A 22,804-nucleotide genomic window follows, 5' to 3' on the forward strand; every position below is an offset into this window, starting at 1 on the left:
TACCTTAAAGACTACAATGTCTTCTTTCGAAGGCAAGCGTTTGCAATAAAACAAATTTATTTGCATTGCAACTTCTATTCTCTATTGATTGTTTTTTTTTTGCTTTCCTTTTTATCACCCATTTTTATTGGGTGGCAAAAAGGAAAGTATTCATGCCTAACAGAATTAAAGAATGAAACTTATTTCGGGGCCCAACTATATTTATAATTGGAGTCTTCCAAAATATTGGTCTGATTTACTACTTTTAAAGGTTTGAATGTGTCAATCATAACCGCTAATTCCAATGTTTCCTTTTTGCCTATACTTGCTTCAATGGTTCCAGGGTGCGGACCATGAGGAATACCAGAAGGATGTAGAGTGATTGAACCTTCATTTATTCCTTTTCGACTCATAAAATTCCCCTCTACATAATAGAGAACTTCATCACTATCCACATTGCTATGATAGTAAGGTGCTGGGATCGCATCAGGATGATAGTCATATAGTCTAGGAACAAAAGAACAAATAACAAAATTATGTCCTTCAAACATTTGATGAATTGGTGGTGGCATATGAATTCTGCCTGTTATTGGCTCGAAATCTCTAATATTAATTTTCCATGGATATAAATATCCATCCCATCCTTCAACATTCATTGGATGGTGGCTTAGAAAATGAGAATGAAGGAATCCTCTTGATTTTGTTCTTACTTCAAAACTTCCCTTTTCCGAAAAAGTTTCAAGTTTTTCCGGCCCAAAAATATCCCTTTCACAGAATGGGCTATGTTCAAGAAGTTGGCCATGCTCATTTCGATAACGTTTCGGTGTTGTAATCCAGCTGGTCGTTTCAATCACTAGAAGCTTAGTTTCTTCATTAATATTAGGTACTACTCTATAAATAGTTCCAACCGGAATAACAATATAGTCCCCTGGTTCATAGTGAATAGTTCCAAACATGCTTTCTACTTTCCCAGTACCATAGTGAACAAAAAGTAGTTCATCCCCGTCGCTGTTCCTGTAGTAATAGTCCATACTTTTAGTTGTTTTCGCTACTCCGATTAGCAAGTCGTCGTTACCAAGAATGAACTGTCTCCCGCTAACGGCATCGCCAAGATTGGATTCAAAATCTGTTTGAAAATGACGGTGACATAAATCTTTTTGTTCCTCGTATTCAAGATGACAGTCTGCATATAGTTCAGATTTCACAATTTCTGTAGGAGCATCATGATGATAAAGAATGGATTGCATACCAGAGAACCCTTTTGTACCCATGACTTGCTCACGATAAAGAGACTCGTCTTCTTTTCGAAAAGCAGTATGTCTCTTTCTTGGAATGTTTCCTAGTTTTTTGTAAAATGGCATAACGATTCCTCCTGGATGATAGATTAGTAGAAAAAAGGGTTATTTCTGGACTTTAGAGTATTCTAGTGCGGGGAGAATACATCCAGTCACTTCACCAAATCCGATGCGATAGCCATCTCCTTGACACCATGCAGTTAGGGTCAATTCATCGCCATCTTCTAACCAATTTCGCTGTTCACCATTATTCATTTGAATGGGTTCAGATCCTCCCCATGTTAATTCCAATAAGCTGCCTCGTGATTCAGGTGTTGATCCACTAATGGTTCCCGAAGCTAGCAAGTCCCCTGTACGTAAATTACAACCACCTACCGTATGATGAGCGATTTGCTGAGCCATACTCCAGTAGAGGTGGCGGAAGTTACTTTGACAAATACGCTGCGGTGAATCCATCCTTTCTCCACGGAGATGTACTTCTAATTGAATATCAAAGGATCCTTTTCCGGATTGTTGTAAATATGGGAGTTGCTCCACTTCTGGTTTAGGCCCATCTACTCGGAAAGGCTCTAGCGCCTCTAGTGGTACAACCCAAGGTGAGATCGAGGTAGCAAAGTTTTTGCCTAGGAAAGGTCCTAGTGGTTGATACTCCCAAGCTTGAATATCACGTGCACTCCAATCATTTACAAGCACGAGACCAAAGATATGATCCTCCGCTTCATCAACCGGAATAGATTTTCCAAGATCGTTACCAGGGCCGATAAACCATCCCATTTCTAATTCAAAATCAAAGCGGAGGGAAGGCCCAAATACAGGAGTATCACTTTCTGACGTTTTCATTTGCCCAAGTGGTCGACGTACATCTGTACCACTTGATACGATTGAGCTAGCACGTCCATGATATCCAACCGGTAGATTCAACCAGTTCGGCATTAATGCATTCTCTTTCCCCCGAAACATGACCCCTACATTCATCGCATGTTCTTTTGAAGCATAAAAATCTGTGTAATCACCAATTTCTACAGGCAAAAGCATTTCAACATCCTTTTGTTGATAAAATGCTTGATCGCGAAGGGTAGAATTGTCCCGAAGAGTTGGTTCATCAGAACTTAATAGTTTTTGAAGGCTTGTACGAACTGTGCTCCATACTTTCCGGTTCGTCGTCATAAATGCATTAAGGGTGGATTGTTTAAAAACTTCTTTTCCCTGTAATTCTGGGATGTTTAAAAGTCCCGCATCTTCTATAACCGAAAGATCTAAGACGAAATCTCCTATCGCCACACCAACACGAGGAGATCCTCCATTTTTAGGTTGGAATACTCCATAAGGAAGATTTTGAATTGGGAAATGGGAATCTGCTTTAACTTCAATGAACGAATGAGTCATTTGTATCCTCCTCATATTACAAAATATCCAATGCTTTCATATCTTCGCGTGGTTCATCGAAACTACAACATCCATATGAACGTAATACTGAGTCGCGAAGATTTTTTATTTCGTTACTGGTCATTTTTAAACCACACCAAGAAATTTCATTCGGATGAAAAGTAAAGTTGCTTACCTCTTCATCAGCGAGTATCTTCTCTATCGTTGGTAAATCAAGATGATGCAGATGGGTCAACATTCCTGCTACAAATACATTGATGAACCCATGCATTTTTGCGCCAATCTCTTCTCGATACATTCGAATTGGATGATGTAATCCAGCCGTGAATTTCATTGCAAGATTCCGGTCGCAGCATCCTTTTATTGCCAACGCTACCTGTCTCGGATTTAGAAAAGCATCAGCTGTTACGCCGCCAGTACGGAGTTTAAATCCTAAAGTCACTGAACTTTCGCTATTATGGGCAGCAATAACATCTAAAGATTTATGTAATGTTTTTTCCCACTCAGCATTTAAAGGTGCAGGAACCTCACAGTAAGTTTGTAATCCAAGTTTCACTGTTTCTTTAGAGGTTGTATTTAATAGATTTAAGTCTGGTATATTAGGAAGTAATGGCATTTCCAAAGTAGTTATTTGTACAACCTGACCATGGCGCTCCCGAAATAAATCAATTTTTTTCAAATCAGCAAGCAAACTTTTATGATGTTCTGTTGGATTACTAGTTTTCGTTCCTACTGCCGAAATCGTTAAAGGCCGTTCGTTTGAAAACAAAGTAATATATGGATCCAGTTCATCTAAACGGGATGCCTGGACGATAAACGGTCCAAGCATCCATGAATCCTTGTCTAACTGATAGGAAGCATAGTTACGGATTGCTTCATCTAGAGTAAGACTTGTTGGTGGGAAAATCCCTGCATAATCGATTAATTGATTCAAAAAGGGATATAGACTAGTATTTTGATTAAAATTATCTATTCTATCATCTAATTTCATATGATCCCCCCTTTATTGGTTCATAATAAGATCTTACAAATTCCCTCTGCGTTCTTGTTCTCTTTCGATAGATTCGAATAATGCTTTAAAGTTTCCTTCTCCAAAACCTCGAGATCCTTTTCTCTGAATGATTTCAAAAAATAAAGTTGGGCGATCCATAATTGGTTTTGTGAAAATCTGCAATAGGTACCCTTCATCATCACGGTCTACAAGGATTTTTAGCTCACGTAATTTCTCAATACTTTCATCAATTTCGCCTACTCGTTCTGTCAGCATATCGTAGTAGCTGTCAGGAGTATCAAGGAATTCCACCCCGTTGGCCTTTAATGCATTTACCGTTGTAACGATATCATTCGTTAGTACGGCAACATGTTGAACCCCTGCTCCGTTATAATAATCAAGATATTCCTCAATTTGGGACTTGCGTTTACTATTCGCTGGCTCGTTAATAGGGAATTTAATTCTTCCACCGTTATGCATAACCTTTGACATAAGGGCAGAGTATTCAGTGCTGATGTCTTCATCATCAAAGTGAATCATTTGTTTAAAGCCCATTACCTTTTCGTAGTAGGAAACCCATTCTTCCATATGCTCTACATTCCCAACAATATGGTCCACTCCAATTAATCCTGTTTCAGCAACAGGAAAATCAAAATCTGCTTTTTGATATCCTGGTAAAAATTCACCCTTATAATCATTTCTTTCAATCAGTGTGTGAATAGTATCACCGTATGTTCCGATAATTGCTTTTTTAACTGATCCATTTTCATCTTCCAACACTTGAGGTTCCATGATTGGAATACCACCGCGTGAAACCGCTTCTTTGTAAGCGCCTTCAACATCATCCACACGTAAAGCGACATCTTTTACACCATCACCATGTAGTTTTACAAACTCGGCAATCGGATGATCCGATTGAAGAGCACCAGTTACAACAAGACGGATGTTTTTTTGTTGAAGAACATAAGAAACTTTGTCTCTTTGACCTGTTTCTAATCCTGAATAAGCAAGGGGGCGAAAACCATATCCGTTGCATAAATAAAAAGTTGTTTGTTTAGCGTTGCCAACGTAAAGCTCAATATAATCAATATCCTTTATAGCGAAAAATTCCTTTTCTAGTACATTCTTTTCTACCTCAGTTTGTTTTTTCATAATGTATCCTCCCTTTGTTTTATCATTCTCACTATTTTTCCGATTAAAAACGTTCGGAATTTTGTAACAATATCGTCATTATAAAGGGGAAAATATTATTACGCAAAAACTTCCATTAAAACCAAAAACCTACACAGCGTTACCGTGTTAAAGCGTTTTCACTTTGGTGTATACGTTTGCATTTACAGATTTTTCCGAATACAATTAGCTTCAATCAGCTAAAAAGGGAGGAAAAAATTATGGCATGTATAGTAAAATTTTGCACATCAAATTATATCAATGGGTCTTATGAAATCAAGGAAATGGCGAAAAAAAACCCAAAAATAACGATTGAAGAAGATTACTGTCTGGGCAATTGTGGACAATGCATGACAGAAAGTTTTGCAGTCATTAACCAAACACCTGAAGTGATAGAAAAATATGAAGAACTCTTAGAAAAGATAGAGGCAAAATAGAAAATTGACGATAATTGACGAACTTTGTTGAAAAGTTTTTAGATAAATTTTTGAAAAAAATTATGACAGCAATAAGGATAACTGAAAATCATTCGATTAATATCACATAAATTAAAATATAAATCTTACTCTTTGTAGAAACTCTTTCAATCTTTCACTAATTGTCAAAAATTAATTCTTAACGAAGGATTAAAACAAATTAAAGAGATTAATTGAAGGATTAAATGTTGTATGGTAAAAAAATATACTAAGACTCATAAACCAAAACAACCACTCTAAATTTAGAGTGGTTGTTTTGGTATTAAAATTCCTGAAGCTCAGAAATATCTACTTCGGATCTTTCTTCTGAAGGCCCTCTTAATTCAACAGTAGCCGTCTTTCCATCTTCATGCAATTTATCAATCCACACGGATACTCCATTATATTGAACTTCAATATCTGCTGAAGAAGAGAGTATTTGCTTTACACGATTGGCATCCATTCTCTTTTTTCCCCCTATCATTAATAGTCATTATAGTATTTGCAAGAAAACAAATTTTATGCGGTGAATTTTTGAACAAACAAAAGTACCAGATAAGCTCCAAATCATTTGGAACTTATCTGGTACTCTTTATCTTCCTATTTTCTCATCAATATCAGCGGTATCTACGTCTTGACCAAACCAGTCTGCAAGCTTTGTTTTCGCCTTATCTTTAATCTCATCATCGATATACATCGCTACTTGAAATAGCGCCACACCTAATGCACCTAAATCATCTGTAAATCCGATTCCTAACATCATATCTGGAAGTAAGTCTACCGGAAGAATAAAATATCCTAATGCCCCAATAATGACCGCTTTTGCTTTTTTTGGAACTTCAGGCTTTTGTAACGTGTAATACAAAAGTAAGACAGCATAAACAACAGACGCCCCGGCTTTTTTGCCAAACTTCTTTAATTTATCCCAAAACTTATCATCTGAATAGTGTTTCTCCGACCTTTGCATCTTATTGATGACTTCTTGTTCGTCAACATGATTGGTCATAATGAGTCCCTCCTTTGTGAATCTCTGAATATGTTCTTATCCATATCTTAATCCTATATTGGATAATCTACAAATTTAGTTTCACAGCTGACACTTTCATGATTACATCTTAAATCGATGAACTAGCTCATAAAGAGATTCTGATATAACCGTTAAAGACTGAGCTGCTGCTTGGATTTCTTGCATTGTCGCTAATTGTTCTTCTGTTGTCGCTGTAATTTCACTCGTATTTTCTGAAATAACCTCAGATAATGATAAAACGTCTTCCACTCTTTGAGAAACGGATTCAAAACTTGTACCTAGATGTTCCGTCGTCGCTGCAATTTGTTGAATTTGCGTCGATACACTAGAAATCGAGTCTAATATTTCCTTAAATTGTACCGCTGTTTCTTTCGTCAAGTCATTTCCCGTATTTACATTATCTTTCACAACAACAATTGTATTCACAGTATTTTTCGTCTCCACTTGTATATGATCAATCAGCTCCCGAATTTGATTAGCCGATTGACTCGATTGATCTGCTAATTTGCGCACTTCCTCCGCTACAACGGAAAAGCCTTTTCCATGCTCTCCGGCTCTTGCCGCTTCAATCGCTGCATTCAATGCTAATAAATTCGTTTGATTCGCAATATCATTAATGATCTCTGTAATGTGATTAATTTTTAACACATCCTCCGCTAAAGAACGGATACTTTGATCAGCTTCATCGACTGACTGATGAATAAACTCCATAGAATCTACAATCTTTTCTACACTTTTCTCGCCATTATCCGCTTTCATGCTAACGACTTCAGCAGCACTCGAAACATTTGCTGCACTCGTAGCGATGTTTAATATTCCATCTAACGATTCCTTTACGGCTAACGAGCTCTCATCTAAAATTTTGTTCTGATGATTCATATTCATTGAAATTTGTTGAAGAGAGTCTGCAATTTGATCAGCTGATGCCGTTGTTTGCTCTGCACTAGCTAAGAACTGTTCGGATGAAGAAGCTGCTTGTTCGGATGAAACACTAATACGAGAAATCATCTCTCTTAATGAAACAATGAATGCATTAAATGATTGTGCTACTTCACCGAATTCATCCTGATTCTTCACCTCAATGGTCTTCGTTAAATCTCCTTCTCCTTCAGAAATATCATTCATTTGCTCTTTCAGCTTATGTAATGGAACCAAAATAGCTTTAATTAAACGAATTCCGAATACTACTCCTACTATAGTCGCTATCCCTGCAATCACGACTAATAATGTCTGTCTAAGACTGGAGTCCGATTTTAACTGCTTTCTTGCTTCAACTATCTCTGTATCCAACTTTTCAATATAACGCTCAAAAGATGGATCTAAAATTTCTTTACGTAACTGACGACCTTCTTCAAAATGAAGTGTATTCGCCTTTTCAGAATCATCTTTTATTGTTTCTATGACTTGTTGACTAACTGCCCAATATTTTCCATAATTTCGCGTAATTTCAGCAACTAATGTTTGATCAGATGCTGGGGCGAGTTGACTTAATCGTTCTAAATGAAGAAAAATCTCGTCCGATTTTTCCTGCATTTGTTGAGCATACGTTTCATCTTTTGTAAGCAGTAAAGCTCTCTCATCATTGGACTGTCCCGCCATCCGAAACTCAATTTGCTTCGATATATATTGCATTTCCGAAAGACGATCCATATGTTCGTTTTCGTCTACATTTTTATGTAAAGACGTAATAGCTATAACTCCAACAGCCAGTAAAGACAAAACTAATAAAACAATCACACTTATAAGCCTGGTCTTAATTCTCATGATACCCTCCTACGATGCTTATCCTTTACCATCGTAAATTATATCAATCCACCTATAAGAATACTAGGAAGAAAGACTAGTTTTTCAACTATAGAGAGATAACTAGTTCTTTAAACCTATCATTTAGAGCATACCTTTTGTAAAGTTCTCTCCAGCCACATCAGATTTTAAATAAATCGATGTGGTAGACATCTGTATATTCAAACTAAAAGGGAGCTTTTAAGCTCCCTGGATGGTATTATTCATTCTTAACTCGATTTTTTCCCAAGATACGCTTCAACCACTCTAGAATCTTCTAGTAAGTCTTTAGCATTTCCACTAATAATAACTTTACCCGTTTCCAAAACGTAGCCATAATCAGCAATCTTCAATGCTTGTTTTGCATTTTGTTCAACAAGAAGAACCGTTGTTCCTCCATCTTTAATTTCTGTAATAATTTTAAAAATATCAGCCACAATTAAAGGTGCCAGTCCCATTGAAGGCTCGTCTAGTAATAATAATTTTGGTTTTGAAAGAAGGGCCCGAGCAATAGCAAGCATTTGCTGCTGGCCACCTGAAAGGGTTCCAGCTAGCTGGGTCTTTCTTTCTTTCAAAATTGGAAAGCGGCTCATTACATTTTCAATATCTTGCTCGACTTCCTTATCATTACGTTGATAAGCGCCCATTTCTAAATTTTCATACACGGTCATAGAAGATAGTATAGCTCTACCTTCTGGAACAAGAGCAATTCCTTTTTTCAAAAGCTGATCGGGTCTTAGTCCTGTGATATCTTCACCTAAAAACTCTACTTTCCCTTTTTTAGGTTTTAATAAACCAGCAATCGTTTTCATAGTCGTCGTTTTACCGGCCCCATTTGCCCCTAAAATCGTGACAATTTGACCTTGCTCCACTTCAAGACTAACCTCTTTTAACGCCTGAATTTTATCATAAAAAGTTTCAATTTTCGTTACTTTAAGCAATTTCATCATCCTCCTCGGATCCAAGGTAGGCTTCAATCACGGCAGGGTTATTTTGAATTTCCTCAGGTGTTCCCTCTGCTAGTTTCTTACCGAAGTTCAACACAGTAATATGATCACATAGCTTCATAACTAGAGGCATATCGTGTTCAATAATTAAAACCGAAATTCCTCTTACTTGAACCTGTTTAATTAAATCGAATAAGCTTGCTGTTTCCGTTTCATTCATACCAGCTGCAGGTTCATCTAGTAATAATAGCTTCGGATCACTCGCTAATGCTCTAGCAATTTCTAATCGTCTTTGCTGACCATAGGATAAGTTTTCTGATACAAAGTCATGGAAATCTGATAATCCTACTAAATCCAAAAGCTCTATTGCTTTTTCACGTATTTTCCTTTCTTCTGTACGTTGCGATTTAGGACGAAACACACCGCTAAACACACCAGCTTTACTACGAGAATGTGCACCAACCATTACATTTTCCAATGTTGTCATTTGAGAAAATAGACGAATGTTTTGAAAAGTACGGCAAATACCTTTATCCGTGATCTTATGTGGTTTAATTCCTGTTATTGTTTCATTTGAAAAGATAATTTCTCCCGTAGTTGGCGGGAACATATTAGTAATAAGGTTAAACATCGTCGTTTTCCCTGCTCCATTGGGACCTATTAAACCATGTATTTCTCCTTCTTTTAGCTGAAATGACACATCGGTTAAAGCAGAGATTCCGCCAAAGTTTTTAGTGATATTTTTAATTTCTAGAACCATGACTGTTCCCCCTTTTCGATGAAAATTTCTTTTTCAACCACTGAACCATGTTTTCAGTAATAATCCCTTGAGGGCGGAATGCCATCATGAAGATTAAGATTAGACCATAAATCATATAACGATATTCGCTAATCACACGAAGTGCCTCCGGCAACAGCGTCATAAACGTTGCACCAAAAATCGCTCCTAAAATTACTTCACTACCACCAAAAACAGCAAAAATCAGTATTTCAACTGCACGATGATAAGCAAAATCAGCTGGGCTAATATAAGCTAATACATGGGCAAATAACGATCCTGCAAAACCAGCTACAATAGCTCCTTGTGTAAAGGATAGCACTTTATAATACGTAATATTGATTCCCATCGCTTCTGCAGCTTTTTCATCCATTTTAATAGCGGCGAAAGCACGACCAACACGTGAATTATTTTGTCTAACAAAAAACCAAATAATAAAAATAGTGATTAATAATAGTAGAATTAAGACGAGTAAATAAACAAATTGGTTATTTCTCAAGCCAATGCTACTTGGATCTAATCCAGCATCTCTGAATAAATTTAGCAGTTCCCTTCCAATATGGGGAATTCCAGAAAGGCCAACAGAACCTTTTGTAACAGATTCCCAGTTCACAAAAAATACACGCATAACTTCTCCAAAACCTAGAGTGGCAATCGCCAAATATACGCCACTTAATCGTAATGAAGGAAGACCAACAATGATTCCACAAATACCCGCTACTAAGGAAGCTACAATAACTCCTACTATAATCGGAAGATCGAAATTGATTGTTACTAGAGCTGATGTGTAAGCTCCAATTCCCATAAAGCCAGCACTTCCAAGGGATAATTGTCCAGAAGACAGCGTGACATATATGCTAATCGCTAAAATAATATTGATTAAAATAAATGAACCTATTTGTAAGTAATATGGATTAAGAAGCTCAGCTAGCATACAATTACCTTCCTTCCGCCGCTGATTTTTTACCAAAAATTCCTTGTGGTCGTAATAATAAAATGACAATAATGGTAATAAATGCTATTGCATCACGATAGCCTGAATCCCCATACGCAACAACGAGCGTCTCAGCTAATCCAAGAATTAATCCACCTGCCATAGCGCCTTTCACATTACCCATTCCACCTAAAATAATAATCGCTAACCCTTTTAAACCCATTGATAATCCCATTTGCGGGTTCACAGAGTTAAAAGCCATTCCTACTAAAATACCAGCAATTCCGCCCAGTGCAGAGGCAATGATGACGGTTAAAATGATAATTCTTTTTGTATCTACCCCTAGTATACTAGCTGTTTCTAAATTTTCAGCTGTTGCTCTAAGGGCTTTACCTGCCTTTGTTCTTAATAACCAATAAGATAGACCCATCATTAATACAATCGAAATAGCAAAAATGACAATCTGTACGAGATAAACCGTTATTGAACCAATTTGAAAGTTAATTTCTGCAAAAGAGTTACGGAACGGTTGGTTACCAGCACCAAATAAATGATGGGAAACATTCTCAAGAAAAATAGATACACCAATCGTACTGATTAATGGTGCAAGATGGGAAACGCCTTGCTTTCCTCGAAGTGGACGAAGAGCAAATCGCTCTAGTAAATACCCTAAAATGGCTGTCGCAACAATTGCGACAAGAAAGGCTGCCCAGAGCGGCCATTTTAATGTACTTGTTACAATAACCCCAATAAATGCACCAAACATGAAGATTTCTCCATGTGCCATATTAATGATACCTAAAACCCCAAATACAAGGGTGAATCCAAGGGCAACGATTGCATAAATGCTCCCAAGTGTGATTCCGTTAATTAACTGTTCTAAAAGCAAGTCATCTCATCCCTTTCTTCAAATTTTTTTGACTACAATCAACAGAAAGGCTATACCCTAGTATGTTGCCTAAGGTATAGCACGTTTTAAAACTTATACCGATATGGATTTTCAAATAACAAGCTTTATTTATTCAAACAATTGGAATTTTCCGTCTTTTATAGTAATAACCGTCGGTTCCATTTCAACGTCACCGTCTTTATCAAAAGAGAATGATCCTAAAATTCCTTCAAAGCCTTTAATTTCTGCAAGAGCGTCACGGAATGCATCACGATCAGCTTCTCCGGCATTTCCCAAAGCTTCCGCATAAATGTAAAGGGCATCGTATGCTTGAGCTGCAAATTGATCTGGTTTCTTGCCATATTCAGCTTCATACGCTTTAATAAATCCTTGTACTTTTGGATCTTCTTTTCCAGCAAACCAAGGCGTAGCAACGATTAATCCATCAGCAGCTTTTCCAGCGATATTAATAACTTCTGGAGAGTTAAACCCATTTCCGCCAACAAACGGGATTGTAATGCCTAGCTTTCTAGCTTGGTCCATAATAACAGCACCTTCATTATATAAAGCAGAAGCTAAAATTAAATCAGGTTTAAGAGATTTGATTTTCGTTAATTGAGCATTATAGTCTGATTGCCCTTTTTGGAATGTTTGAGTCGTTACAACTTCAAGACCCATTTTCTCTACTTCCTCTTTCATCGTGTCATAACCAGACTTTGTTAATACATCGTCATTTCCATATAGAAGAGCAACCTTTTTCACATCATATTTTTCCACTGCTTTTTTCATAGCAGCAGGAATAGCTAGTGATTCAGGAATAGAGTTTCTAAATACATATTCACCGATTTGTGGAATGCCTACTGCTGTAGTCGATGTTCCCATAATTGGAATACCATTTAGATCTGCCTCAGGTCCAACAACATTCATTTCTGTACTTAATGTTGGTCCTAATAGCGCAACGATTTCATCATCACTCATTAGCTTTTGAGCAGCGGATAAAGCTTGTTCTTGTTTTCCAACAGAGTCTTCAATAACAAGATCGATTTTCACTTTTCCTTCTTTGTTGATTTCTTTTTGAGCTAATTTAAATCCATTTGTAATCGCTTCCCCATATGCAGCCCCTGGACCCGTTAAATAGGAAATAACTCCAATTTTCGCATTGATGGTCCCATCTTCATTTCCTTCCTTACCTGATTGTGAACTATTTCCACTACAAGCAGCTAACAATACAAGCATAAGTACAGAAATTAATACTAGAGATTTTTTAACTGTCTGTCTCATTTCCTTCCCCCTATTTTAATAGTAATTGAAAAACATATATCTATTAAATAGCATTCTAACTATAATGTAAATATAATATTAAGAATTTTTAGTATAATGCAAAAATAGCCAATCTATAAATAGATTGAATTGTTCCTGCATGACAGACAAAAAATAGACGCATTCCAAACTATGGAATGCGTCTAACTTCTATTACAATTATTTTTCTGAGAAAATTTTCTCGATATCATCTAACATAATATTTGCTGCTAATACACCACCAGCTGTATTCCAAACAGCATCATCTACTTTATACGTTTTTCCATCTTGAACAACAGATAGCTTCTTCCAAAGCGGATTATTTGTCCATTCTTCTTCTGTCGCTACAGCATTTGGATCGCCTTCTGGTGCATATGTGAAGTAAAATAGAACGTCTCCATCCATTTTAGGAATCATTTCTTTCCCTACTTCAATAGCTAAATTACCTAATTTACTATCAGCCTTAAACATCTCTGTTTGCTGCTCTGTACGTTTAAATCCTAACTCATTAAAAATCACACCTGAAAATGAATCTGTGTAGTAAATACGAGTCACTCCAGCCATGAAACGAACAACAGATACTTCTTGATTCGTTTTATCACCTAGTTTTTCTTTAAGCGCAGCTACTTTATCATCATATTGCTGTAAAACTTCTTTTCCTTTTTCCTCTTGATTCACAGCTTTCGCATATAATGAGAAGTTTTCTTTCCAATCTCCTCTTAATGTTTCAGAAAAAATAGTAGGAGCAATTTGACTTAATTTATCATATACGGCTTCTTGGCGAAGCTTATTTCCAATAATTAAATCAGGTTTTAAAGCCGCAATTTTCTCTAAATTTACTTCACTTTCTAAACCGACTACTTCAACATCTTTCATATCATCTTTAATATGATCATACCAAGGATCACCTAACCATGATTGTACAGCACCGACCGGTTTGATTCCTAAAGCTAAAAGAGCTTCCGTTCCTTCATTTGTTAACACAACGATACGCTCTGGATTTCCTTTAATTTCTGCTGTTCCCATTGCATGTTCAACTGTATAGCTTGTTTCTTTCTTCTCTTTATTATCCGCTTGCTCTGTTCCTTCATCCTTTGTGTTACCACACGCGGCTAAAACGAAGACAGCTAGTATAGCAAACATAGATAATAATCGCTGAATTCTTTTATTCATCTCTTTTCTTCCTCCTATGTATATGGTAAGATATTAACATTGATGATAATGATATTGATAATCGTTATCATATAAGTTCTTCACTAATACTAAAACAAGGAGCAACTACTGTCAATAACAAATTAAATATTTTGATTGTAAATAAAAACCATGTTATATGACATTGCCGAAATAAAAAATGAAAAGAATGGTAAAACTATGATACTGATTAAAAATTCTACAAAACTATTTGGTATGATTGTTGCACTTCTACTATTGCTAGTCTGTATCGGTATGAGCATTGTTTTTGGTTATACAAATACATCCGTTCATACTGCATATGAAGCATTTACACAATTTAATGATTCGAACGAACATCTTATTATTCAAAATGTTCGCTTACCAAGAGCTTTAATTGCCGCTGCAGTGGGCGCCTCACTTGCTATGACAGGGATATTGATGCAAACGTTAACGAAAAACCCATTAGCTTCACCCGATATTTTAGGTATTAATGCTGGAGCGGGATTTGCAGTTGTATTGGCAATTACCTTTATGCATACAGCAAGCTTGCAAACATTTACTTGGATTTCTTTTCTTGGTGCTGGATTTGCAGCCATTGCTGTTTATGTAATTAGCTCTGCTGGACATGATGGACTAACACCGCTGAAAATCACTCTCGCAGGTGCAGCCATGGCCGCTTTATTTGCTTCTTTTACACAAGGTATCCTTACAGCCAATGAAGCAGAATTAGAGCAAGTGCTGTTTTGGTTAGCTGGTTCTGTCCAAGGAAGAAAGCTAGAATTATTGATTGCTGTTCTCCCCTATTTATTGATTGGCTGGATAGCAGCTGTCCTCATTGCACCGAAGATGAATGTATTAGCGATGGGCGATGATGTAGCAAAAGGATTAGGTCTTAAATTAGGCATTGTCAAAATCGTGGTCGTTGTAATTGTTATTTTACTAGCAGGCGGCTCCGTTGCAGTAGCAGGACCAATCGGCTTTATCGGTATTGTCGTCCCGCATGTCGCAAGAAAACTTATCGGAACTGATCATCGCTGGTTGATTCCTTTTGCTGGACTACTTGGAGGTATTCTTCTATTGGTAGCTGATATCGGAGCACGATATATCATTATGCCAAGAGAAGTACCAGTAGGTGTTATAACAGCCTTTATCGGGACTCCATTCTTTATTTACATCGCAAGAAAGGGGTTCAGAAACTAATGAGTAACTATCGAGGATTTCGAGCTTTCAACGGAAAAGTTTCCTTTTTATTCGATAAAAAGGCAGTTAAAAAAATAGGTATTTTATTTATTCTGACTGCATTAATATTCATTATTAGTGCCGGACTCGGCGGGATGGCGATTAGTCCATTAACCGTCCTTCACGTGTTTACTGGCGGCGGAACAGATATGGAAAGATTAGTAGTCTTAAACTTTCGCTTACCGCGCATCATCATTGCCTTAGTTGCCGGAATGGCATTAGCAGTCGCAGGCGGAATACTTCAAGGAATGATTAAAAACCCATTGGCATCCCCTGATATTATTGGAATTACAACAGGTGCCGGTGCAGCCGTAGTTGGATTTTTATCGATCTTTAGCGACAAAAATCATTCTTTAACAGTCAGTATTCAATGGCTGCCGCTTGCTGCCTTCTTAGGGGCGATACTAGTGGGATTTACCGTTTATTCGCTAGCTTGGCGAAACGGAGTAACTCCGATACGACTTGTGTTAATTGGTATCGGTATTTCAGCTCTTATGCAAGCAATGACGACTTTACTTATGATACTTGGACCTATTTACCGTGCTAGTGAAGCAAGCATTTGGACGACTGGTAGTGTAAGTAAAGCTACTTGGGAACAAGTATGGATGATTCTCCCTTGGACAGCTATCTTCTTACTTATTGCTTTTATCTATTCCCGTGATGTAAATATCCAAGAGTTAGGGGAGGAATTAGCTGCAGGTGTCGGCAACGCTGTACAAAAAAACAGATTGCTATTATTACTCATTAGTACTTGTTTAGTAGCTGGCGCTGTTGCTTTCGCTGGAGGAATTGGCTTTATCGGGTTAATGGCCCCTCATATCGCACGGCGTTTAGTTGGTTCTTCTTTCGGAGTCCTTTTACCGACTTCAGCCTTAATCGGAGGATTGCTCGTCATGTTAGCCGACCTTCTCGGAAGAACATTATTTTCACCGATTGAAGTACCAGCAGGCGTTTTTACAGCGGCAATTGGTGCACCGTATTTTATTTATTTACTGTTTAGAACCAAAAAAAGATAAAGGAGTTTTTACAATGAAAGAAGCCATTCGTACACAAGCCTTAACATTAGGTTACGGTGGATCTACCATTATTCACGAATTAGATTTAAGCATCCCAAAAGGGGAAATCACTGTTTTTATTGGTGGAAATGGTTGTGGTAAATCGACTTTATTGCGTTCTATGGCTCGCTTATTAAAACCGACTAACGGTGCCATTCTTCTAGAAGGTGCAGCCATTGCAAAACTGCCGACAAAAGAAGTAGCAAAGAAGTTATCCATTTTACCCCAGTCTCCAACAGCTCCTGAAGGATTAACCGTTTTGCAGCTTGTCAAACAAGGACGTTATCCGTATCAGAATTGGCTGAAGCAATGGTCCGAAGAAGATGAAGAAAAAGTAATAAACGCGCTACAAGCTACAGGTATGAGTGAGTTTAAAGACAAACAAGTAGATGAACTTTCTGGTGGCCAAAGACAACGAGCATGGATTGCAATGACATTAGCACAAGATACAGAAGTCATTCTATTAGATGAACCGACGACTTATCTCGATTTAACACATCAAATTGAAATTCTAGACTTACTATTTGAACTTAATGAAAAAGAGCAGCGAACCATCATCATGGTCTTACACGATTTAAATCTCGCTTGTCGCTACGCTCATCATATCGTAGCTATTCGTAATCAAACCGTCTTTGCCCAAGGAAAACCAGAAAAGATTATCAGTCCTGATCTTGTCAAAAACGTCTTTGACATGGACTGCCAAATTGCACAAGATCCTCTCTTTGGCACTCCCCTATGTATTCCTTATGGAAAAGGTCGTCGTATTGCAAATAGGATACAACATGTAAATGCCTTATAATGTAAAAAGCTTGTCTTTAATCGGCTTACTAAAAGAAGCACTGAATGGAGGTTCAGTGCTTCTTTTTATAACCTTGGGTCAACAGGGTCCGACTCCATTGCTAATGTTGCAAGTACACATTCATGTACCCGTTCAAGCGATTCCCCATTAACAAATCTTTGTATCCCTTCAACACCTAGTGCAAACTCTTTTAATGCTAATTTTTGTTTTTTTCCTGTATTTCTTCTCTTCAATCGTTCAAGATTGTTAGGAAATAAATAGTCCATACCATAAATAATATTCAAGTATTTTCGACCTCTTACTTTAATCGCTGGTTGAAGCAATTGCCCCCGATTCTCAGCAATGAAGAATTCCGGTTTAATCACAATCCCTTCATGTCCATCACTTGTCATCTCTTCCCACCATTGAATGATTTCCGCTTCACTTGCTTCATCTCTAATAACTTTATATTCCGTTTCAACAAATATAGTAGAAAGCTCAGCCAATTCTCGATTCACTTCCATATGCCAAGTATGCGGTTGATTGAAGAAGGTCTGACTGCTATGAGCTAACACATGAAATGGAGCAATTTGAATCTTACTTACCCCGTCAACATCCCAACAATATTTCTGAAACACTTCTTTAAACGTTTTTGCATGGTCTAGTTTTACTTCATACTCTTGAAGCCATGCCTTTAGCTCTTCATTTGTTCCTGCAACAGCTTCTAACTTCCCTTTCAATGTTGCTCGGTCCAATACGGCAATTTCGGCAACATGAGCATATTGATTGCTAATTAGTTCACGCGCTTTTAAATTCCATGGCATAATTTCTGCATCTAATAGAACAAATTCCGTATTATATTTATCGAAATAAGACTGTAAATCTTGATTCAACCTTCGAACAATCTGATTCTCCGTGGCAGCATCAAAGAAACGTCTGCCTCTTCTTGTATAGATAGTCCCCAATGTTTGAAATCCCGTATGTTTTTCCGCTGCTGCTTCATTTTTGAATAAAAAGAGAACAGCTCGACTTCCCATATGCTTTTTCTCAGCAACCATTGTTGTTATTCCTTGATTTCGATAATAGTCAATTGCTTCTTTCGGATGCTCTAGAAAATCACCTAAAACAGATGCACTTGGAGTTGGACTCATTGTTGGAGGAATATAGATTAATTGCTCAATCGGAATTGTATCATGTGAAATTGCGTCAATCGCCGGTTTGACAATTCCTTGCTGAATGCGTACTTCTCCTAATTGTTCCGTTAATACTGAATATCCATTAATAAATTTACCAATGTTCGGTGGGTTCAATCGGTTTGCTTCCCATTCTACGAGCGGATTATCTGGAGACTGAGCATAATCCTTAGCAGCTTTAACCGATACAAATTCCTTTTCTGGATAACGAAATGCGGTTAGCTTTCCTCCAAACACAACACCTTGGTCAATATTAATAGTATTATTAATAAGCAGTGGCTGCGGTTTTGGATCATGTCCCCAAACAATGAGTGTACTTGTTTGATGGTGGACAAACCAATCCTTCCTCTTTGGTTTCCCCTTTTCATCCAATACATCTGTATCTCCATAACGACAAAAATCACTAATATCACGAGATTGCTTCCCAATATATTCATCTTTAATCCCGGCATGAGTACAAACTAATGTCGGGACACCATTTTTGGTAAACACATAGTGTGAAGGAGCCTTCAGCAAAAATTCCTTCAAATTCTGTTTCAGTACTTCCGCCTGCTCTGCTCCATATCCTACTTCGTACTCTTCAAATTCTTGAGCTACCTTTTCATCGCCATGTTGTAACGTCACCTTTTTTCCATCTAGCCAACGAGCGATTTTCCAGCCATGATTACTATCAATCATATAGGCGAGTTGATGTTGAACATGATGTAAGAAGAATTGCATCGTATGCAAAGATTGTGGACCACGACTCATCACATCCCCAATGGACAGAAATTTTCTTCCTTCTGGATGTATATATAATCCATCCTCATTTTCTTGATAACCTAGCCTTTCTAACAGTGCAATCATTTCATCATAACAGCCATGAATATCTCCAATAATATCTAAACCATGCTCGGTTTCTTGTTCAATTGGATTTTTCCGTCTCATAAAAGTTATATCATTTGTCTCATTAATATAGTAAATTGCCGTATAACCTTCTTTTTTCAAAAAACGTTTTTCTCGCTTAAATACTTGGTCTTGCTGTTTAATCCTTCTTTTCCCTCGTGGATTTTCCCTTTGTGTATCTCTTGCTAAAAGAACATCTTGAGGAATATCTAACACAAGTGCAATAAGCGGTACATGATATTTTCGCGCAATCGCGATATATCTTTTTCGATCATCCGGATGAAGATGAGTCGCATCGACAAACGTCAGTTTATTCAACCGACTCCGTGCTGAAACGACCGAATCTAACATCGAAAAGGCTTCTTTTGAAATACGTTGATATTGGTCGAATAGGCCGTCTGCCTCGTCCTTCGGTCTGTTTTGATAATCGATAAACTCGGTATCACTGACTAACACTCGAAAATCATCTGAACTAGCTACTTCAGAAGCAAGAATACAATCGTTATCAATCATTCTTTTTAATAGCGTAGATTTCCCACTATTAGACGGTCCGACAAGTAATACAATTCCTGCATACGGCAGTGTAATTTGCATCATTCAACCTCCTTCCTTGAAAACACACACATTTGGGTTGGACAGCCATACTGTTCATGCGCTTCGCCAATTCCAATAAACGTTAGCTCATAGTTGCCATTATTTCTATCCACACACCATGTTTGAAATTCTGCTCTCGTCCATTCAAATCGATGATCATGATGGCGAATCTGTTCTCCTAGATTATAAACCGCGTTATACTCTTGATTTGGTGTCGTAATCATTAACACATTTGGTTGATATTCATTCAAAATCGCATCCATCATCTTCGGCAATCGATACACATCAATATGTTCAATCACTTCACATAAAATCATAATATCTTTATTCTTCAATCGTTCATCATAATAAAAAAGGGAACCCCATAATGGTGTCGGCATCACAAATCCTTCTTGATGACGAACTTTTTCAAACCGCTCTATAGCCTGAAGTGCAGCTGTTTCTGAAGGTTCAACAGCTAGTACTTCCTGCACTCCATCCACAAACCCTAATCTTAGTGATAACTTTCCCTCTCCAGAACCAAAGTCCACAATCCTTCTTCTTGGTTCGATTCCTTTGACCATTTCTATAATTTTTTCGTAACGTAAATCATTAAGACGTATTTTCACCGTTTTCTCTTTACTTTCTTCAGATTCTTCTGTCTTCTGAACGATGCTATAGACTTCTTTAAAACGTAAAGCTTGGCGTAAAATAAATGATTTCAACGGATGATTTTCCAACCATCCTTCACCATATCGTTCAATCTTCTCGATTTCTTTTTCATCAATATAGTAATGTTTATAATTATCTAAAACAGGAATTAATACAAACAGCTGACGAAGTCCATGTTGTAAAGTTGTTGAGCCTTTTAACGAAATGAATCTCGCTGTACTTTTTTTCTTCAAATGAAAAGAGTAATTCGTTTCAGCGTGAGAAATAGCTGTCTCATACCCTAACGGTTCAAAAAGAGCTCTAATCTCTTCATCAGAAAGGGTTGAGGAAACAGGTCCAAATTGGAATTCGAAAGGAAAACAATGGTTAACCCACTCCTTATATTCTTCTTTCGGCTGACCATTTAGTGCTGTCCCAAGAGCCGGTCGAATAAAAGAACAAAAAATACTACTTACCGCAAACTCCCGATCGTTAATATAATGTGTAATATCATATGTATAAGAGCCATTCTGCTTCAACTCCAATGAATCAGGTGTGACAAAAATGGTTACATCTAACTCCTTTTCACTACATGCACTATAAAAAAGCCTTACTAAATGCCCCTTATGATTCCGTTCATATACATTGTTCGGGTTTTTTGCTAATAAATATGAAATAACTTTCACATTTTCGCCCGTAGCTCGAATCGTTAATTGCATGGGAACACTCCTTTTAAAAAAGGTAATAAAAGTAATTATAACACAGTAAAGAAGGGTGAATCATCGTATCTATTTTTAGTGTTGCTATCGTTACAGGCAAGTTAAAAATGAAAAAACATCAAGTGAATGCTTGATGTTTTTTCATTTTATCATGAACTAATCCGTCATCTGCACTTTGCACCAACTATCTATCAAGTTGATCTACGAATTTAGCTATTTATCAACTATTCAACTACAAACTCTGATAGAACATCATAAGCTTAGATGATTTCCACATATCCTGAGTAAGCTGTTATATAATTTCCACTCTTTAGCTTGTACATCTTAGACCCATTAACGGTTAATGTGTCAACAACGGTAAAAACTTCCCCTTTCTGTACCTTGCCCACTTTTGCATTCCAATCAGGCTTATTATAATAGTACAGATCCGGTGTGATGACACGAATGAGAAATGTCGAATCATCTTTCTCATTGCCTTCTTCATCATTGTTTTGATTCTCTTTCAGTCGAAGATTCAAGCTTTTTGCAATTCCTTCAATATGACCAAGAGCAAGGTCATCCAGAAAGCTGGACTTCTTTAACTTGTTCGCATCATTGGCACGATCAATAAAACCATTCTCCGTCAAAATAGCTGGCATCTGTGTGTCTCGCAGCACCTGAAAGTTAGCCATTTTCCGACCTCGATTTCGTAAACTCACATGCTTTATAAATTCCTTATGAAAAGCGTCTCGATAACTGACTGTTTTTTTGCTGGCATTTGGATGGATATAATCCTCAAATCCCGTTCCGCCACCGGAATTAATATGAATTGAGATGAATAGATCAGCTCCCCAACGATTAGCGTCATCAGCCCGTGCTCCTAAAGAAACTGCCTTGTCTGTCGTTCTGCTCATCCTAACGGAAACATTTTCATATCTATTCAATAACCCATCGCGAACTCTTTTAGCAATATCTAACGTCAAGTTTTTCTCTAGCAATCCATTTCCTACTGCTCCTGGATCTGAACCGCCATGGCCTGGATCAAGATACACTTTTACCATTTGAAATCACCTCATTATACCTTATGTTTATTTCACTACATTTGATTAGGCTTCCGGAAATCTTATTCCGCAGCATTGATAAATCTGTAAAAATATAGTGAACTATACATAACCATGAGGCTGTCTAAAAAGTCCGCAAAATAAAAAGGATCAACGAAAATCCAATGGACAGCTCTATTCCTTTGCTCGATTTTGTCCTTCATGACTTTGATGAAGGACATTTCCCTGGCTGGATTTCTAGAGTTTTGTCCTTAAACACACTTTTTGAGGATGGTACAAAAGTAATGATCTGAGAAGAATGATTGTTCAATTAAACGGGAGGGCTGCCCCGAAAGCTACTTTCATGACTTTTGGAACAGCCCCAGCGTCAAAATGTCCGCTCATTATGAAACCTATTATGAATGTGACAAATTTAACACTGGAACGTCGCTTTTTTCTTGATAACAGCACAACCATTTCCGAAGCTTATGATTCTATTGTCGGCATTATTTTATTTAGACTGGTTGGAAAACAGCAAGGAAAATAATAACACAAGCATATGGCAACATGGTATTAAAAGATTTGTA

General features: G+C 37.3%; 21 protein-coding genes. 5 read left to right on the plus strand and 16 right to left on the minus strand.

Going from position 1 to position 22,804, the window contains the following annotated elements; genetic code table 11:
* Nucleotides 1-179: 179 nt before the first annotated feature.
* Genes BAOM_RS20315 through hppD form a run of 4 tightly spaced genes read right to left on the minus strand, consistent with a single transcriptional unit; the run spans nucleotide 180 to nucleotide 4,803 of the window.
* On the minus strand, nucleotides 180-1,340 hold the full coding sequence (locus BAOM_RS20315; protein WP_127761832.1) for a homogentisate 1,2-dioxygenase: 1,161 nt from the start codon (nucleotides 1,338-1,340) through the stop codon (nucleotides 180-182).
* Nucleotides 1,341-1,379: 39 nt separating this feature from the next.
* Nucleotides 1,380-2,660 carry a fumarylacetoacetase gene (gene fahA, locus BAOM_RS20320; protein ID WP_127761833.1) on the minus strand — a complete coding sequence of 427 codons (1,281 nt, stop codon included), beginning with the start codon at nucleotides 2,658-2,660 and terminating at the stop codon, nucleotides 1,380-1,382.
* A 16-nt stretch (nucleotides 2,661-2,676) separates the two neighbouring features.
* Complete coding sequence (locus BAOM_RS20325) at nucleotides 2,677-3,651, minus strand: hypothetical protein (protein WP_127761834.1); 975 nt, start codon at nucleotides 3,649-3,651, stop codon at nucleotides 2,677-2,679.
* A gap of 33 nt (nucleotides 3,652-3,684) precedes the next feature.
* Nucleotides 3,685-4,803: a 4-hydroxyphenylpyruvate dioxygenase gene (hppD, locus tag BAOM_RS20330; protein ID WP_127761835.1), complete on the minus strand. Its 1,119-nt coding sequence runs from the start codon at nucleotides 4,801-4,803 to the stop codon at nucleotides 3,685-3,687.
* A gap of 239 nt (nucleotides 4,804-5,042) precedes the next feature.
* On the opposite strand from hppD, the gene BAOM_RS20335 reads away from it, so the two are divergent.
* On the plus strand, nucleotides 5,043-5,258 hold the full coding sequence (locus BAOM_RS20335; protein ID WP_127761836.1) for a DUF1450 domain-containing protein: 216 nt from the start codon (nucleotides 5,043-5,045) through the stop codon (nucleotides 5,256-5,258).
* 301 nt (nucleotides 5,259-5,559) lie between these two features.
* On the opposite strand, the gene BAOM_RS20340 is transcribed toward BAOM_RS20335, so the two are convergent.
* The 9 genes from BAOM_RS20340 to BAOM_RS20380 form a co-directional block, all read right to left on the minus strand.
* Nucleotides 5,560-5,739 (minus strand): H-type small acid-soluble spore protein, encoded by a 180-nt coding sequence (locus tag BAOM_RS20340; protein ID WP_127761837.1) that lies wholly within the window; start codon nucleotides 5,737-5,739, stop codon nucleotides 5,560-5,562.
* 129 nt (nucleotides 5,740-5,868) lie between these two features.
* The gene (locus BAOM_RS20345; RefSeq protein WP_252282648.1) at nucleotides 5,869-6,282 is read right to left on the minus strand and encodes a YkvA family protein; all 414 of its coding nucleotides are present in this window, start codon (nucleotides 6,280-6,282) and stop codon (nucleotides 5,869-5,871) included.
* 102 nt (nucleotides 6,283-6,384) lie between these two features.
* Entirely contained in the window at nucleotides 6,385-8,067 is a 1,683-nt protein-coding gene (locus BAOM_RS20350; RefSeq protein WP_127761838.1) for a methyl-accepting chemotaxis protein, read from the minus strand.
* Nucleotides 8,068-8,315: 248 nt separating this feature from the next.
* Nucleotides 8,316-9,026 carry an ABC transporter ATP-binding protein gene (locus BAOM_RS20355; RefSeq protein ID WP_127762665.1) on the minus strand — a complete coding sequence of 237 codons (711 nt, stop codon included), beginning with the start codon at nucleotides 9,024-9,026 and terminating at the stop codon, nucleotides 8,316-8,318.
* Complete coding sequence (locus BAOM_RS20360) at nucleotides 9,019-9,792, minus strand: ABC transporter ATP-binding protein (protein ID WP_127761839.1); 774 nt, start codon at nucleotides 9,790-9,792, stop codon at nucleotides 9,019-9,021. The genes BAOM_RS20355 and BAOM_RS20360 overlap by 8 nt, the downstream gene beginning before the upstream one ends.
* Nucleotides 9,776-10,744: a branched-chain amino acid ABC transporter permease gene (locus BAOM_RS20365; protein ID WP_127761840.1), complete on the minus strand. Its 969-nt coding sequence runs from the start codon at nucleotides 10,742-10,744 to the stop codon at nucleotides 9,776-9,778. The genes BAOM_RS20360 and BAOM_RS20365 overlap by 17 nt, the downstream gene beginning before the upstream one ends.
* Before the next feature lie 4 nt (nucleotides 10,745-10,748).
* A complete protein-coding gene (locus BAOM_RS20370; protein WP_127761841.1) occupies nucleotides 10,749-11,633 on the minus strand; it encodes a branched-chain amino acid ABC transporter permease in 885 nt (294 codons plus the stop codon).
* A 129-nt stretch (nucleotides 11,634-11,762) separates the two neighbouring features.
* A complete protein-coding gene (locus tag BAOM_RS20375; protein WP_127761842.1) occupies nucleotides 11,763-12,914 on the minus strand; it encodes an ABC transporter substrate-binding protein in 1,152 nt (383 codons plus the stop codon).
* 198 nt (nucleotides 12,915-13,112) lie between these two features.
* On the minus strand, nucleotides 13,113-14,105 hold the full coding sequence (locus BAOM_RS20380) for an ABC transporter substrate-binding protein (protein WP_127761843.1): 993 nt from the start codon (nucleotides 14,103-14,105) through the stop codon (nucleotides 13,113-13,115).
* Nucleotides 14,106-14,303: 198 nt separating this feature from the next.
* Between BAOM_RS20380 and BAOM_RS20385 the strand changes: the two genes are divergently transcribed.
* From BAOM_RS20385 to BAOM_RS20395, 3 genes are read left to right on the plus strand one after another with little or no spacing between them, the layout of a single operon-like run.
* Nucleotides 14,304-15,305, plus strand: a complete 1,002-nt coding sequence (locus BAOM_RS20385; RefSeq protein WP_127761844.1) for a FecCD family ABC transporter permease — start codon at nucleotides 14,304-14,306, stop codon at nucleotides 15,303-15,305.
* Nucleotides 15,305-16,360, plus strand: coding sequence for a FecCD family ABC transporter permease (locus BAOM_RS20390; protein ID WP_127761845.1), 1,056 nt, complete (start codon nucleotides 15,305-15,307; stop codon nucleotides 16,358-16,360). The genes BAOM_RS20385 and BAOM_RS20390 overlap by 1 nt, the downstream gene beginning before the upstream one ends.
* A gap of 13 nt (nucleotides 16,361-16,373) precedes the next feature.
* A complete protein-coding gene (locus BAOM_RS20395) occupies nucleotides 16,374-17,198 on the plus strand; it encodes an ABC transporter ATP-binding protein (protein WP_127761846.1) in 825 nt (274 codons plus the stop codon).
* A 65-nt stretch (nucleotides 17,199-17,263) separates the two neighbouring features.
* On the opposite strand, the gene BAOM_RS20400 is transcribed toward BAOM_RS20395, so the two are convergent.
* The 3 genes from BAOM_RS20400 to BAOM_RS20410 form a co-directional block, all read right to left on the minus strand.
* A complete protein-coding gene (locus BAOM_RS20400; protein WP_127762666.1) occupies nucleotides 17,264-19,849 on the minus strand; it encodes a polynucleotide kinase-phosphatase in 2,586 nt (861 codons plus the stop codon).
* The gene (locus tag BAOM_RS20405) at nucleotides 19,849-21,198 is read right to left on the minus strand and encodes a 3' terminal RNA ribose 2'-O-methyltransferase Hen1 (protein WP_127761847.1); all 1,350 of its coding nucleotides are present in this window, start codon (nucleotides 21,196-21,198) and stop codon (nucleotides 19,849-19,851) included. The genes BAOM_RS20400 and BAOM_RS20405 overlap by 1 nt, the downstream gene beginning before the upstream one ends.
* 260 nt (nucleotides 21,199-21,458) lie before the next feature.
* Nucleotides 21,459-22,238, minus strand: a complete 780-nt coding sequence (locus BAOM_RS20410; RefSeq protein WP_127761848.1) for an N-acetylmuramoyl-L-alanine amidase — start codon at nucleotides 22,236-22,238, stop codon at nucleotides 21,459-21,461.
* Nucleotides 22,239-22,581: 343 nt separating this feature from the next.
* Between BAOM_RS20410 and BAOM_RS20415 the strand changes: the two genes are divergently transcribed.
* Nucleotides 22,582-22,764 (plus strand): hypothetical protein, encoded by a 183-nt coding sequence (locus BAOM_RS20415; protein WP_127761849.1) that lies wholly within the window; start codon nucleotides 22,582-22,584, stop codon nucleotides 22,762-22,764.
* Nucleotides 22,765-22,804 lie beyond the last annotated feature (40 nt).

It is taken from the genome of Peribacillus asahii (assembly GCF_004006295.1).
GTDB lineage: Bacteria > Bacillota > Bacilli > Bacillales > DSM-1321 > Peribacillus > Peribacillus asahii_A.

Bases quoted from the DNA above. Each gene is read 5' to 3' on its own strand.
- BAOM_RS20315 (WP_127761832.1), bottom strand. From the start codon at position 1,340: ATGCCATTTTACAAAAAACTAGGAAACATTCCAAGAAAGAGACATACT.
- fahA (WP_127761833.1), bottom strand. From the start codon at position 2,660: ATGACTCATTCGTTCATTGAAGTTAAAGCAGATTCCCATTTCCCAATT.
- BAOM_RS20325 (WP_127761834.1), bottom strand. From the start codon at position 3,651: ATGAAATTAGATGATAGAATAGATAATTTTAATCAAAATACTAGTCTA.
- hppD (WP_127761835.1), bottom strand. From the start codon at position 4,803: ATGAAAAAACAAACTGAGGTAGAAAAGAATGTACTAGAAAAGGAATTT.
- BAOM_RS20335 (WP_127761836.1), top strand. From the start codon at position 5,043: ATGGCATGTATAGTAAAATTTTGCACATCAAATTATATCAATGGGTCT.
- BAOM_RS20340 (WP_127761837.1), bottom strand. From the start codon at position 5,739: ATGGATGCCAATCGTGTAAAGCAAATACTCTCTTCTTCAGCAGATATT.
- BAOM_RS20345 (WP_252282648.1), bottom strand. From the start codon at position 6,282: ATGACCAATCATGTTGACGAACAAGAAGTCATCAATAAGATGCAAAGG.
- BAOM_RS20350 (WP_127761838.1), bottom strand. From the start codon at position 8,067: ATGAGAATTAAGACCAGGCTTATAAGTGTGATTGTTTTATTAGTTTTG.
- BAOM_RS20360 (WP_127761839.1), bottom strand. From the start codon at position 9,792: ATGGTTCTAGAAATTAAAAATATCACTAAAAACTTTGGCGGAATCTCT.
- BAOM_RS20365 (WP_127761840.1), bottom strand. From the start codon at position 10,744: ATGCTAGCTGAGCTTCTTAATCCATATTACTTACAAATAGGTTCATTT.
- BAOM_RS20375 (WP_127761842.1), bottom strand. From the start codon at position 12,914: ATGAGACAGACAGTTAAAAAATCTCTAGTATTAATTTCTGTACTTATG.
- BAOM_RS20380 (WP_127761843.1), bottom strand. From the start codon at position 14,105: ATGAATAAAAGAATTCAGCGATTATTATCTATGTTTGCTATACTAGCT.
- BAOM_RS20385 (WP_127761844.1), top strand. From the start codon at position 14,304: ATGATACTGATTAAAAATTCTACAAAACTATTTGGTATGATTGTTGCA.
- BAOM_RS20390 (WP_127761845.1), top strand. From the start codon at position 15,305: ATGAGTAACTATCGAGGATTTCGAGCTTTCAACGGAAAAGTTTCCTTT.
- BAOM_RS20395 (WP_127761846.1), top strand. From the start codon at position 16,374: ATGAAAGAAGCCATTCGTACACAAGCCTTAACATTAGGTTACGGTGGA.
- BAOM_RS20400 (WP_127762666.1), bottom strand. From the start codon at position 19,849: ATGCAAATTACACTGCCGTATGCAGGAATTGTATTACTTGTCGGACCG.
- BAOM_RS20405 (WP_127761847.1), bottom strand. From the start codon at position 21,198: ATGCAATTAACGATTCGAGCTACGGGCGAAAATGTGAAAGTTATTTCA.
- BAOM_RS20410 (WP_127761848.1), bottom strand. From the start codon at position 22,238: ATGGTAAAAGTGTATCTTGATCCAGGCCATGGCGGTTCAGATCCAGGA.
- BAOM_RS20415 (WP_127761849.1), top strand. From the start codon at position 22,582: ATGACTTTTGGAACAGCCCCAGCGTCAAAATGTCCGCTCATTATGAAA.